This is a genomic window from Sinorhizobium medicae (assembly GCF_007827695.1).
Lineage (GTDB): Bacteria > Pseudomonadota > Alphaproteobacteria > Rhizobiales > Rhizobiaceae > Sinorhizobium > Sinorhizobium medicae.
The window spans coordinates 1-12,143 of record NZ_VITA01000012.1 but is presented as its reverse complement, the minus strand read 5'-3'; the positions used below and the strand labels follow the sequence as shown (position 1 = coordinate 12,143).

15 protein-coding genes and 1 tRNA gene are annotated in these 12,143 nt (G+C 59.7%); 11 read left to right on the top strand and 5 right to left on the bottom strand.

The window, feature by feature from the left end; translation table 11 throughout:
• Positions 1-108 precede the first annotated feature (108 nt).
• From FB009_RS19925 to FB009_RS19890, 8 genes are all read left to right on the top strand, one after another.
• Positions 109-1,215, top strand: coding sequence for an endonuclease/exonuclease/phosphatase family protein (locus FB009_RS19925; protein WP_011976067.1), 1,107 nt, complete (start codon positions 109-111; stop codon positions 1,213-1,215).
• Positions 1,216-1,217: 2 nt separating this feature from the next.
• Complete coding sequence (locus FB009_RS19920; RefSeq protein WP_011976066.1) at positions 1,218-1,967, top strand: NUDIX hydrolase; 750 nt, start codon at positions 1,218-1,220, stop codon at positions 1,965-1,967.
• A gap of 171 nt (positions 1,968-2,138) precedes the next feature.
• Positions 2,139-3,056 carry a PhzF family phenazine biosynthesis protein gene (locus tag FB009_RS19915; RefSeq protein WP_011976065.1) on the top strand — a complete coding sequence of 306 codons (918 nt, stop codon included), beginning with the start codon at positions 2,139-2,141 and terminating at the stop codon, positions 3,054-3,056.
• An 88-nt stretch (positions 3,057-3,144) separates the two neighbouring features.
• A tRNA-Lys gene (locus FB009_RS19910) sits at positions 3,145-3,220 on the top strand.
• Positions 3,221-3,397: 177 nt separating this feature from the next.
• Positions 3,398-3,793, top strand: coding sequence for a hypothetical protein (locus tag FB009_RS19905; RefSeq protein WP_011975994.1), 396 nt, complete (start codon positions 3,398-3,400; stop codon positions 3,791-3,793).
• A gap of 186 nt (positions 3,794-3,979) precedes the next feature.
• A complete protein-coding gene (locus FB009_RS19900) occupies positions 3,980-4,951 on the top strand; it encodes a glycosyltransferase family 2 protein (protein WP_011975993.1) in 972 nt (323 codons plus the stop codon).
• 188 nt (positions 4,952-5,139) lie between these two features.
• On the top strand, positions 5,140-6,141 hold the full coding sequence (locus tag FB009_RS19895) for a Tim44 domain-containing protein (protein WP_011975992.1): 1,002 nt from the start codon (positions 5,140-5,142) through the stop codon (positions 6,139-6,141).
• Between the two features lie 212 nt (positions 6,142-6,353).
• A complete protein-coding gene (locus FB009_RS19890) occupies positions 6,354-7,079 on the top strand; it encodes a pentapeptide repeat-containing protein (RefSeq protein WP_011975991.1) in 726 nt (241 codons plus the stop codon).
• Positions 7,080-7,098: 19 nt separating this feature from the next.
• Here the strand turns inward: FB009_RS19890 and FB009_RS19885 are convergent, their stop codons facing one another.
• The 3 genes from FB009_RS19885 to FB009_RS19875 form a co-directional block, all read right to left on the bottom strand.
• On the bottom strand, positions 7,099-7,380 hold the full coding sequence (locus FB009_RS19885; RefSeq protein WP_024312620.1) for a hypothetical protein: 282 nt from the start codon (positions 7,378-7,380) through the stop codon (positions 7,099-7,101).
• Positions 7,377-7,706: a hypothetical protein gene (locus tag FB009_RS19880; RefSeq protein ID WP_011975989.1), complete on the bottom strand. Its 330-nt coding sequence runs from the start codon at positions 7,704-7,706 to the stop codon at positions 7,377-7,379. The genes FB009_RS19885 and FB009_RS19880 overlap by 4 nt, the downstream gene beginning before the upstream one ends.
• A gap of 218 nt (positions 7,707-7,924) precedes the next feature.
• Complete coding sequence (locus tag FB009_RS19875) at positions 7,925-8,614, bottom strand: S24 family peptidase (protein WP_186447673.1); 690 nt, start codon at positions 8,612-8,614, stop codon at positions 7,925-7,927.
• A 131-nt stretch (positions 8,615-8,745) separates the two neighbouring features.
• Between FB009_RS19875 and FB009_RS19870 the strand changes: the two genes are divergently transcribed.
• The 3 genes from FB009_RS19870 (at position 8,746) to FB009_RS19860 (ending at position 10,615) form a co-directional block, all read left to right on the top strand.
• Complete coding sequence (locus FB009_RS19870; protein ID WP_011975987.1) at positions 8,746-9,261, top strand: helix-turn-helix domain-containing protein; 516 nt, start codon at positions 8,746-8,748, stop codon at positions 9,259-9,261.
• 139 nt (positions 9,262-9,400) lie between these two features.
• On the top strand, positions 9,401-10,006 hold the full coding sequence (locus FB009_RS19865) for a hypothetical protein (protein WP_011975986.1): 606 nt from the start codon (positions 9,401-9,403) through the stop codon (positions 10,004-10,006).
• A gap of 204 nt (positions 10,007-10,210) precedes the next feature.
• Positions 10,211-10,615: a BA14K family protein gene (locus tag FB009_RS19860; RefSeq protein ID WP_011975985.1), complete on the top strand. Its 405-nt coding sequence runs from the start codon at positions 10,211-10,213 to the stop codon at positions 10,613-10,615.
• Between the two features lie 17 nt (positions 10,616-10,632).
• Here FB009_RS19860 and FB009_RS33210 read toward each other — a convergent pair whose 3' ends face one another.
• Positions 10,633-10,812 carry a hypothetical protein gene (locus FB009_RS33210; protein ID WP_018009745.1) on the bottom strand — a complete coding sequence of 60 codons (180 nt, stop codon included), beginning with the start codon at positions 10,810-10,812 and terminating at the stop codon, positions 10,633-10,635.
• A 170-nt stretch (positions 10,813-10,982) separates the two neighbouring features.
• A complete protein-coding gene (locus FB009_RS19845; RefSeq protein ID WP_011975983.1) occupies positions 10,983-11,183 on the bottom strand; it encodes a membrane protein in 201 nt (66 codons plus the stop codon).
• Positions 11,184-12,143 lie beyond the last annotated feature (960 nt).

The following is a 12,143-nucleotide window of genomic DNA, read 5'->3' as shown; positions in this document are numbered from 1 at the left end:
AGGCGCGGCGTCCCGGCATTCCGGGAGGACGGTTAAGCTCGGCCTGCAGCTTTACAGTCTTGCTCGTCCCGCTCTAATCTCCGCGCAATTCAATGTGGAATTGCCCGGATGTCGCTTCGCCTCGCCACCTTCAACATCGAGAATCTCATGAGTCGGTTCGATTTTTCCGGCTTCCGCAATCATCTCAAACAGGACCGGGTCTTGCGCCTCTTCGACGTTCGCAGCGAGGCGGAGTATCAGCGTCTGGAAGAGGCGCGTACGATCGCGCATACCGATGATGTCCGGCAGATGTCGGCATTGGCGATCGCCGATTGCGATGCGGACATTCTTTGCCTGCAGGAGGCAGACAACATGGCGGCGCTGCAGGCCTTCGAATACGGCTATCTGTTCCGCATGGTCGGCAATGGCTACCGCCAGAAATACCTGGTCGAGGGCAATGATACCCGGGGAATCGATGTCGCCGTAATGATGCGGGAGGAGACCCGGGACGGCCAGAAGATCGAGTGCCTGGAGGTCAAGAGCCATGCAGCGCTCACCTATGAGGACCTCGATCTCTTCAACGATGAACTGGCGCTGACGAACCGGCCACGCGACCGGATATTCAAACGCGACTGCCTCGAAGTGGATGTGCGAATCGGCGGTCGACCGCTGACCCTTTATGTGGTGCATCTCAAGTCCATGGGACCAGCGCGCGAAGGCCTGGACGGCCGGCAGGCGACCATGGCCGTGCGCCGCGCGGAGGTGAAAGCAGTGCGTCACATCATCGAAGGCCGTTTCGGCAGCGGAGATACGGCCGACAAAATTTTCGCCGTTTGTGGCGACATGAATGATTATCAGGAAAAGGTGAATGTGCTCGGCGATCGGCGCAACGGCTACGAGTTCGTTCCGTATGAAGAGACGTCGAGCGCCCTCGATGTCCTCAGTCACGACGGCTTCGTCGTAAACCCGATGCTGCGGCGCCCGGTCCTAGACCGATGGACGCTTTTCCATAGCAGGGGGCCGGAGGAACGGCATCTCTGCCAGCTCGATTATATCTGGCTGTCACAGGAACTGGCGCGCCGCAATGCGGCCCGGGTGCCAGAGGTCATTCGCGCCGGCCAGCCTTACCGCACGATCTTTCCCGCAGGCCAGGAGGTCGAACGCTATCCGCGTACCGGCTGGGACCGGCCCAAAGCCTCCGACCATTGCCCGGTCGTGATGACGCTGGACATTTGATCATGACGCTGCTTGAAACCGATCGTGCGCAATGGCCCGTCGAAGGGAAGATCTTTCCGGTCTCGGACATCGAAATAGAGGTCGCGGCCGAGCCACACCCGTTTCATCTGGCAGAGGCGGAGAAGGCGCGGGAAAGCTGGCAAAAGGAAATCGCCGTGAATCCGCACCTGTTCGACGGCAGGATGGTGCTGCAGCGATCGGTTCTGGTTGCCGACGGTCGTATCCGGGCGCGAGCCCATATCGTCCCCTATTCTACCTTCCTCTGGTGGCGGAAAACGAGGGCGCCGGGGGCAAGCCACATTTTCGGCATGCCGATGCTCGTTTCCTCGGACGACGCCCTGATTGCCATTCGCATGGGTGCACACACGGCCAATCCGGGGCGGGTCTATAGCCCGGGTGGTTCGCTCGAGCCGGAGGATATCGTCGACGGGCGCTGCGATGTCGCTCGCAACATCGCGCGCGAGGTAAAGGAGGAGACTGGCATTTCGCTCTCCGAGGCAACCGCAGAACCGGGTTGGCACGCCATCCACATGGATGGCACGCTTACGGTGTTCCGCGTGTTTCGACTGGCGGCCACGGCCGAGGACATCGTTGCCCGAGTGGCGGAGCATGTCGCTTCCGATCCGCATCCGGAGATCGACGAGGCGGTGGCGATCCGTGAGCCGGAGCCGACCGCACATAATTATCCCGAGTTCATCCCACCGATACTCGATTGGCTTTTTGCGCGCATCCGGGGGCAGCAGATGGCGTGACGGAGGCCCGCCGGCGGCTTTTTGCCTTGCCGCCGGGACGCTGGCGTTGCAAGGTCGCAAGCGGTTCGGCACCGCGAGAGTACGCACCCGGCGTCCAGGCTTCGGCAGACGGACCGTTGTGATTCCGCATCCGGACCTATCCACGGCGACCCGGACGATAAGGGGACATGCATGGCACGGCGCTACGCGATTTACGATGTCTTCACCGAGAAGCGTCTAGCGGGAAATCCTCTCGCGGTGGTGTTCGATGCCGATGGACTGACCGAAGAAGCCATGCAGGCTATCGCTCAGGAGTTCAACCTATCCGAAACCGTCTTCCTCCTGCGGCCCGAAAGCGCCGCCCATTCCGCTCGCCTTCGGATATTCACCCCGGCACATGAACTGCCCTTTGCGGGACACCCGACCGTAGGAGCGGCTGTTGCCATCGCCGAAACGGCCTATGGTGATGCCAACAGCGCGCTCGAGCTGATGCAGGTGCTGGAAGAAAGCGTTGGGCCGGTCCGCGCGGTCGTCAGACTTAAACCGGGTTCGGCGACCTTCGCGGAGTTCGACCTGCCGCGCAAACCGAGCCGGCTTGAGGCGCAGTTCGACCGGCAGGAGATCGCCGATGCACTTGCGCTCAAGGCGACGCAGGTCGGCTTCGAAAATCATGTACCGTCTTTCTGGAGTGCCGGCGTTCCGTTCGTGATGGTGCCCCTTCACGATATTCGCTCGGTGGCGTCTGTGGAGTTCGATCCGCAGCGTTGGGAACACCTGGCGCCGCTTGCCGAAGGACGGCTTGCCGCTGCCTATCTCTACTGTCGCGGCGGCATCAATCACATGGCCCGTTTTCATACCCGGATGTTCGCTCCGGGCATGGGGCTCGTCGAGGATCCGGCGACCGGTTCGGCTGCGGCCGCCCTTTCGGGCGCCGTCAATTTTTTCGACGGCCTGGTCGACGGCCACCATCCCATGCTGATCGAGCAGGGCGTGGAAATGGGCCGTCCTTCGATTATTCACCTGCATCTGAATATTGCGGAGGGGAAAATCGCGAGTGCGCGGATCGGTGGCCATGCGGTAAAACTTGCCGAGGGCGAGCTGGCGGTCTGATTTTTTTGCAGAAAACTTGGCAAGGCCGCTGGACAAGCCAGGCGAACGCCATTATACGCCCCACCAGACCGCAGCAAAGCGGTCCGGCGGGTGATTAGCTCAGTTGGTAGAGCAGCTGACTCTTAATCAGCGGGTCCACGGTTCGAGCCCGTGATCACCCACCAAAAACATTCTCAATATATCGCGAGCTGCATTCGAGCTCCCCTAGTTCTGCAGCGGTTGCCGTGTTTTCGCACAGTTTTCGCCATTCCGCTCTGACAAAGCCTCGATCTGTCTGCTTTAGCTTGTGGTAAAAAAGCCAACATTCATCTTTCACCGCGCCCGGGCTGGCATTTGCAAGTATGTTACGACGGACGGTTCATGCGGGGTTATCTACTCCTGACGGAGGCGAGAAGCGGGTCGAACTGGACAGCTATGCCTTCTGGCAAAGCTATCTGGAGCTCAGCGGTGCGCAGTTTATGGAATTCGTGTACGAGGAACTCGCTGCCGATCCAGCTCCTTTCGTCAACCACCTGGTGGCTCACATGCAGGTGGCGCCGCCCGCGGAGTTGCGGACATCGATGGCCGTCCAGCGTGACGAGCTGACGGAGCAGTGGATAGCCCGCTTCAACGAGGACCGAAGATCCGCAAACCTCTTGGCCGCCTATGACCGCCGCGAGCATATCCCGGGGAAAATGAAGAACTTCGTCAGGCTGGGAACGCGGAGCTTGCGGCCGCGGTATCCGTTTGCATTCTAGCAAATTTCCGCTTTTCTCGGAAAGACGGAATTGCTCGAGCTTTTGTTGTGTTGAATTCTCGCGACGATGCCGATAAACGCAACATTTCGTATCGGTTGATCGGAGCGGACCTTGAAAGATCTTCACTATCCCTTTCACCCATCTGAGGATGAGAAGCAGCGGGTGCGAAGAGGGATATTCGATCGCATGCTTTCACGCTACGAGACGTATAAGCTCACGGCGCGTGTCCGCAGGCGGAAACGGTCGATCGAAATGTCGTGCCTGACGGAGGGTGGCCAGAGACCGCTCGGCACTAGCGACATTCCACTTGTGTTCAATACGCACAACGACCGAAAATTGCTGCCGGCCTTTCTTGCGCATTACCGAAGGCTCGGCGTCTCCCGATTTATCTGCGTCGACGACGTATCGTCGGACGGAACGCGGGACTATCTGCTCGCGCAGGCGGATGTGGACCTTTGGGCTTCGCCGGTACGCTATCGGGATGCCCGCAGAGGGCGTGAATGGCGCGAGGCTCTGTTCGAGCGCTATGGCGGGAGCCGCTGGTTTCTGAATGTCGATTCGGACGAGTTCCTGATCTATGACGATTGCGAAAACCGGCCGCTTGGCGACCTTGTTAAGGCGCTGGAGAGCAGGGGCGAGAAGCGTCTTGCCGCCCCCATGCTCGACATGTATCCGATCGGGCAGCTCGGAGCTGCTTCACTCGACGGCGATGACGGCTGGATGCCTTGGGAAATCGCCGATCATTTTGATGGCTCAGGATACGAGATGAGCTATACGAAGCGGGCGATCAGCATCACCGGCGGCCCGCGGAAGCGCAAATTCGCCCATCTGCTCGAACTCATGAAATATCCTGTCATCTTCTGGGACCCGGAATGCAGCCTGGGGGTCAGCATTCATCAGCCTTTGCCTTGCGAGCGGAATTTTCCTGCCGTCTCCGGCGTGCTGCTGCACTTCAAATTCTTCTCCGATTACAAGGAGAAGATCGAGCGGGCGGTCGCCGAAGGGCAGTATTTCAATGCTGCGGCGGCCTATCGCAAGATGCTGGAAGACCTGCAGGAGGCCGGGGAATTCGACTTTTCCCACGAGAGCTCGACGCGATTCTCGGGGTCCGGGCAGTTGCTCGAACTCGGATTCATCGCGCCGGTCCATTATCCGTGACGAGGGCCGGTTTTTCTCCAATCTGATTTCCGCAGTTCCGGGCAGTAAACCGCCACGCGCTTCCCGGGAACTGCTCGAGCCGGGCCGCGATCGAAGAAAGACGCGGAAACGCTCTTAAACTCTTGTCCTGCAAGCTCTATATGACGCTCTACGGCCCATTGCGGGCTCTGAGATAGGGAAGGGTGGAAATGCAGCGTTTCGGACGGGTTCTGGCCATTGCGGCGATTGGTGTTGCGGCGATGTTGACGGTGGTCGATGTCGCCGATGCGAGACGGGCAGGCGGAGGATTCGGTTCTCGCGGCAGCCGGACATTTTCCGCGCCGCCGGCGACGCGCACGGCGCCCGCGCCCGCCGCGCCGATCGACAGGACGATGACGCCGCGGCAGAATGCGCAGCCTTCGACCGCAACGAGCCCGGCTACCCAGAACCGGACGGGCAATGCGCGCCCGGGCTTCTTCAGCGGATTCGGCGGATCGATGATCGGCGGCCTCATGATGGGCGGTCTGATCGGCATGCTGCTCGGTCACGGTATCGGCGGCGGCGTCGGCTTCCTTGGATTGCTGCTGCAAGTTGGTCTCGTCGTTCTGCTCATTTCCCTTGCAATGCGGTTTTTCGGCCGCAACCAGCGCCCGGCCTATTCGGCGCCGTCGGCAACCGCCCGCACATCGGCGACGGCCGGTAATCCGCCATCCTTCCGCATCCCAAGAATAGGGGAAGCCGTGGGCAGTGCCGCCGCGCCGCGTTCGCCTGCTGCGGCACCGGCTTATGGCGGTGGAGAGGAAATCAGTGTCGGCCAGGACGATCTCGATCGTTTCGAGACGATGCTGAAGGGCGTGCAGGCTGCCTACGGAGCAGAAGATTATGCGGCGTTGCGGAGGCTGACCACACCGGAGGCCATGTCCTACCTTGCAGAAGAGCTCAGCGACAATGCAACGAAGGGCCTCAAGAACGAAGTCCGGGACGTTCACCTCGTCCAGGGCGACCTGGCCGAGGCATGGAGAGGAGACGGCAGGGATTACGCAACCGTTGCGATGCGCTACGAGAGCGTCGACGTGATGCGCGACAGGGCGACCGGCGACGTGGTCAGCGGCGACGCGGACAGGCCGACCGAGGCAGTCGAGATATGGACCTTTGTGCGCAGGCCCGGCGCCGATTGGCAGGTATCGGCCATCCAGGGCGTCGAGGCTTGAATTCAACCCAAAACAGGAAGGGGCAGGAGCGAGAGATTTCCTGCCTCTCCAATTGGCAAAATCGCTCTATTGACGGCGCGGTTACCGCCGCTCTTTCCTCAAAGGTGGATTCGTCGTAACACATTGAATTCCACGGAGTTCTTTGCGGCGCTTCTGAAGCCTGCCGTAAAATGGGGCGGCTGATATTTTGACTGGCCGGCAGGAGCGGCGATATGACGAAGCTTGGCAAGACAGGTACGGGATCCGGCGGCGCGGCACTTTTCGCCGCAGCGATCATGATAGCGGCATTTGGCCCCAGTGCGGCCGCGGCGGCGGACTGCAAGAGCACGGCCGGGCCTCGCACGGACTGGCAGGACTGTAACAAAAAACAGATCATGCTGCGTGGCAGCGACCTGCCGGAAAGCAATCTTGTGAATGCCGACTTTACCATGACGGACTTGCGCGGGGCCAATCTGAATTCCGCTAATCTGGAGAAGGCGACGCTCGTTCGTGCTTCGCTTGCCGGCGCCAGGGCGGACAAGGCGAATTTCAGCAGGGTCGAGGCCTATCGGGGTAATTTCTCAGCAATCTCCGCGGAAAACGCCTCCTTTGCGAGCGCCGAGCTACAGCGCACCGATTTTACCGGCGCGCGGCTCACAGGTGCGGACTTCGAAAAGGCGGAACTCGGGCGCGCGACTTTCGACCAGGCGGTGTTGACGGGCGCCCGCTTCTCCATGGCCAATCTTTCGCGAGCCAAGCTGAGCGGCGCCGTTTTCGAAGGTCCGATCGACCTGGACCGCGCCTTCCTCTTCCTTACCAGAATAGAAGGTGTCGACCTTTCCAGAGCGTCCGGCCTCACGCAGGAACAGGTCGATCTCACCTGCGGCGACGACGCGACCAAACTGCCGTCCGGTCTTTCCACTCCCGCGAAATGGCCTTGCCCGCCTGACGACGATTGAAGCGGCGGAGGGCGGCACATCAGTCACCGCTGCGTTCAGCAAACTCAGCAGATACAAGCCTGAGGGCGGGGACCGTCGCCCGCGGCGCGATGCCGGTTGAGAGTTCCTGACGGTCGGCTTGGATTGCCGCTTCGGTAAGGTCGTAATCGAGAGCCAGAGCAATTTTCTTCAACATTTCGCGGGCGCGAAACTCGTGACGGGTGGTGGCCTGCTTCTCTGTGACGAAGTAGGCGGCACTGACGGCTTCTATGAGGTTCAGAGCCGCCAGATTGACGATTGCGTATGTCTCAGCCCGCATCACAGGGCGCCTCCGAACTGCTGGCGGGAATTATGAGTGCCAAGCTGTCGTTGCGTCTGCCGCGCATCGGCGCCGCCGCTAAACTCGCGCTCGCGGTTGAGGGCGAAGAAGACGTCGTCGACGAGGTCCGTCGCAGGCCGCGCCTCGCGCTGGAAAACACGCCCATCGGCGCCGAGATGCCAGGCGAGCGAAGCCAGGCTGCAATAGGCGGAAGAGAGAAATCCTTTGAGCGCCGTCTGGTTTTGCGCATCCGTTGAATGGAGAAGATCGGCCGCGAAGAGTTCGTCGACCTGACCATGAAGATCGGATTTGATTCGGGGGAGGGACATTTAGGGGTTCTTCTCCTCAGTAACTGCAAGCGTCGGGCGACTTCGCCCTGATTACTCCAGCAACATCGCACTCAACACGATCTATGTCAACATGAACTGTGTTGAAATTGGCGGATGTTGCCGGGATGGGGAGGCGAACGTACATCCAGTCCAAGGTTTTGCCTGGCTCTCGTGGGACAAGCAATGGAATGCGGATGGAAAGAGAAGCTCTCGTGCCTTCAGGCGTTGCCAGCGAGGGCGATATAATGGACCGAATGAACTGTATGGGCCTCGAAGCGCAGCTCCTTGGGCGGGTTGAACTGTTCGAGTACCAATTCGGAGCTGTTGTGGCGGACGAATTTTTTGACATAGGCGAGCAGAGCGCCGCTTTCCTCCAGCCGGATCTGGGCGATCACGTAGTCGCCCTTGCGGACGCGGCGGCTCGGATCGACGAAGCAGACTTCGCCGTCTTCGTACCGCGGATGCATGGAATCGCCTGACACAGATACCGCATAGGCGCCTGAGACATCCGAGAGGATGGGCGGTGCCATGACTTCGTACAACACATTGCCGTTCATTATGAATTCACCATCAACTCCGCCGACGGCCTGGCCGAAGACGGGGATCTTTTCCCCTTGACCGATTACCTTGGCGCCGACTCGAGCGTCCGGCGCGTGGACTTCAGGCAATGTCGTGGCAGGGGGCAGGGGGATGGAGGTCCGGCGGTCAGTACCGGTCAACAGCCAAAGCGGGTCGACATTGAATTTGCGGCCGTATACCTCGGCCTCGCCGAGCTCGAAATCGTTCTGCCCGTTTTCGTGGGCGCGATAGGTCGAGGTGACAATGCCCAAGGCATTCGCCGCGTCGGAGGCAAATCGATAGCCCGCTTTGACGCGCGCCTCACGCAATCTTTCAGCTCGTTCGCTCATGACAGGGGACATACCAATGTTGATAACATAAATCATGTTGACAACACGACATTATAGATGTCATTCATAAAGTCAAGCAGCGGCGGATGCGCTTGGCTGCCGGGATCGCCGAAAATGGAACTGGAGAAGCGATGGCGGAGAATTCGGAACTGGCAAGGCAGAAGAGACACTACGGCCTCATCCGGGAGCGGCTGACACGGCCGGGCATAGCGGCGCGCAGAGCCGCTCACATCGAAGAGCTCGAGCGGCAGCTGGTCGCGTTTGCCCGGGACAGCGAAGCGAAAGAGCGGCAGATCGCCAAGCTCGAAATCGATCTTGCCGATGCGGCAGCGCGGCTGCTGGCGCAGGCGCGCATCCTTCTTGCCGACCGAGAGAAGCAGGGGTCGGACGGAGAAGATGGCGACAGGCCGTCGGTCGACGAAATCGTTGCCGTGGTCCTCAAGGATTTTCCAGACGTAAGCTGGGACGACATCATCAGCGTGCGCCGTGAGCGCCGGCTAGTGAGGCCGAGACATGCCTGCATGCGTGCCGTCTATGAGCAACGCCGTGATCTCTCGCTGGCGGGGATCGGCCGAATCTTTCACCGTGATCACACGACCGTGCTTGCCGCCGTGCAGGCTGCCGGCGGGAGCGAGACGGTATATTGAGCTGATATCGCTGCCCGGATCGTACCGGGCGCTTGCTTGCTGGCCCACGTTCTTATCCCCCGACTTCCGCCCATCCCCGCCCGCGCAAGGGCAGGGCGCGCGCGGCGCAACTCATCTCATCAGGCCCGAAAGGATCTCCATGCTGACCAAAGCCCAGAAACTGCGTGCAAGGCGCAAAGCACAACTCGGAAGGCCGCGGAAGGTCGATGCCGAGCGCTTTGCCTGCGGCAAGATAAAGCCCAAATGGTCGCAACAGGACAGCGAGAAGGAAGCGACGGCCGTCGCCCTTGCAGCGCGCAAGCGCATGCACGGCCTTGATACCAGAAGCGCCCTTGCCGGCTACACGCTCGGCCGGCTGTTTCTTGATGGCCGGATCAGCGAGCAGCAGCGGGACGCCGGCGACGATTATGCGGCGGCAATGGTGCGCTACTATCATTTGACGGGCATTCCTTTTCCAAGCGTCAGGGCGCAGCAGATCGGTCACGTGCGAGGGCATGCGGGAGAGCCGAGCGAGGACCGCGCTTTGAAGGTGAAGAAGGCGGCCGACCGGATGATGCGGCTCGAAGGATTGTTGCTCGGATGCGAGGAAGGGCGGCAGGTGAAGGCCACCGTCTTCAACGTTTGTGTCATGGATTACGAAGGATTGAGAATGATGCCGGAAGCCCAGCTGGAGTGGCTGAAGCGGGGCCTCAACGTTCTGCTTTTCGAAAAGGCATTGCGCGAACACGGAAAGGCAGCCATTTGATGAGCTGAGAATAGGAATATTGTCTTTTGCGGCGGTGCGCGGCCGAGCGTTTGCTGCCGCGCGCCCTCAAACGGCGCCAATCTTGATATAGAGTCTTTCCATTCAGACAGAAAAGGTTCTAGGGACCCTGCATCAACTCCAAGTGTTAACCAGAGAAATCCCCCTCCAACCTCTCATTGCTTGCCGAAAGAAGGTGAGGTTCCCGTGAAAGCTATCGCAACGCTCGCCATTGCCGTGTTTGCCGCCGCGATAGGCATACCACCGGCAGAATCCCAGACATGCAGTACGGGAATATGCGCCGGCGGTCCCGGCGGCAGCACCAATCACAACCTCTTCATCGAGAGGGAATACCGCGATTTCCTGCAGCAGAGATATCCGAATTACGGCTCACGATACCGCGGCGGGAGTCCCGACATCAGCATTGGCCCGGGAGCAACCGTTGGCGGACCGCTACACAACAGACCGCGGCTTCGCCAAAGACAAAAGGTGTTCGATGCGAATGCGCATCTTCGCTGGTGCCAGGAGCGGTACAACTCCTATCGATTGTCCGACGACACGTTCCAGCCCTTTCAGGGTGGGCGCCGCCCGTGCAACTCACCTTACAACTGACGGGGCGACACCGGGGTCTACCGTGTTTTCCGCAGAAGTTTCATCGCAACATAGGCGGCAGCCTGTGCCTGAAGCTGGGTGCTAAACTGACCCTGCGCGGGATAGGTAACGCCACGGTAGCTGAGCACGAAAGCCCAGCGCCCGTTCGTTCGCTTTTCGACCCTGAATTCGGCGTCAGGCTTGTCTTCTGATTTCAACGCAGGGGTCCTCGATCGTCGTGTCATGCCGGAAACTGCCGGCGCGAATAACTTGCGCATCCTTCAGCGAAAGACAAGAGCATCACGATGATACCGGCATGCTTGCGGCGCTTGTTCCACACCGAAGCCTGCCCTGCCGAAAGCAGGGAAACTGTCATCCGACAAACGGGTCACTCGACGGAGTATATGGGACCGAACCGCTCCGTGACGAACGACGTCTGGATGCCGCCTTGGATGCGGTCGGTCTTTTCGAGTTTTATAGTGGCGAATTGATCGGATTTGACCGGCTGCGTGCTCTGCCACACGGTGGTGGCGAACAGTCCGGCGCCGACGATAAAGCCGATGGCGACGTAGATCCAATGATTGCGCATGGACGAGGCTCCTTCTCTCGGGAAGGCAAATGCATTGCGGGCTGTCACGGTTCCCGGAACGACCGGGTGCAGTGCTAAAATTCAGTGTCTAAAATAAATGTTCACGGCAATGTGTTCCTGACTCGACAGGCAGGGCCAAGCCGCATCAGCAAAAGATGGCGGATTGGTTGCAGCTTTTCTGTGAGGCATCATTAACGAAATTATACTCAGCCCTGAGCATCAGCCTTGGTGAATTGAAGCAGAGGCCGATATCTTATGCAAGGAAATTATAATATACACTCGTACAATAAAAATTTACCAGCAGGGCGAAGCGGGAAACGGAGTTTGACTCATGCGCGCGTTGAAGTATTGGATCGTGCTGTTAGTCGCAGGACCGTCGCCTGCCTTCTCCACGGACCGTGTCGAAACAGAAAGTGTGAACCAGGAGCAAGCCGCCAGCATCGAGGCGTTCCTGCGGGCGAACCCGAAGTGCTTCGAGTTCAACGATCAATGTTCATTCTGTCTGGTATCCGAAGGCAGGGCCGAGTGCTCGACCCCGCAGATCGCATGTATAAAGCAGCCCTATCGGTGCACTGCCCAATAGGGCTTGCCGCTGTCCGAGGCAGGCAGCGAGACATGAGCGAGATTTCCTGTGGGTAAATCGGAAAGAGAGGGCATTTTGCCTGGCAGAGGCTTGCATGCGGCAGGGCAGTTGCGTTATTCCATAAATCAAGGATAGGAATTCTATCCCAACAAGGCTTCACCAGCGTGCTGGTCTGCGAGAGCAAGCCTGCTTCAGTGTTACGCCGAAACCGCAGAGCTCATGCTTTGCTCCCACTCCCGGTCTGCGCCGTGGAGAGAGTCTTCCATCCCAAGGACTTGGTCCGGCTGGCAACTGTGTTTGTCAGGTGGTTCGTCGGAAGGTTGTTTTGTCCCTGATGATGGCGTTTGCGATGGCGAGCAATTTGCGGGCAAGCGCAA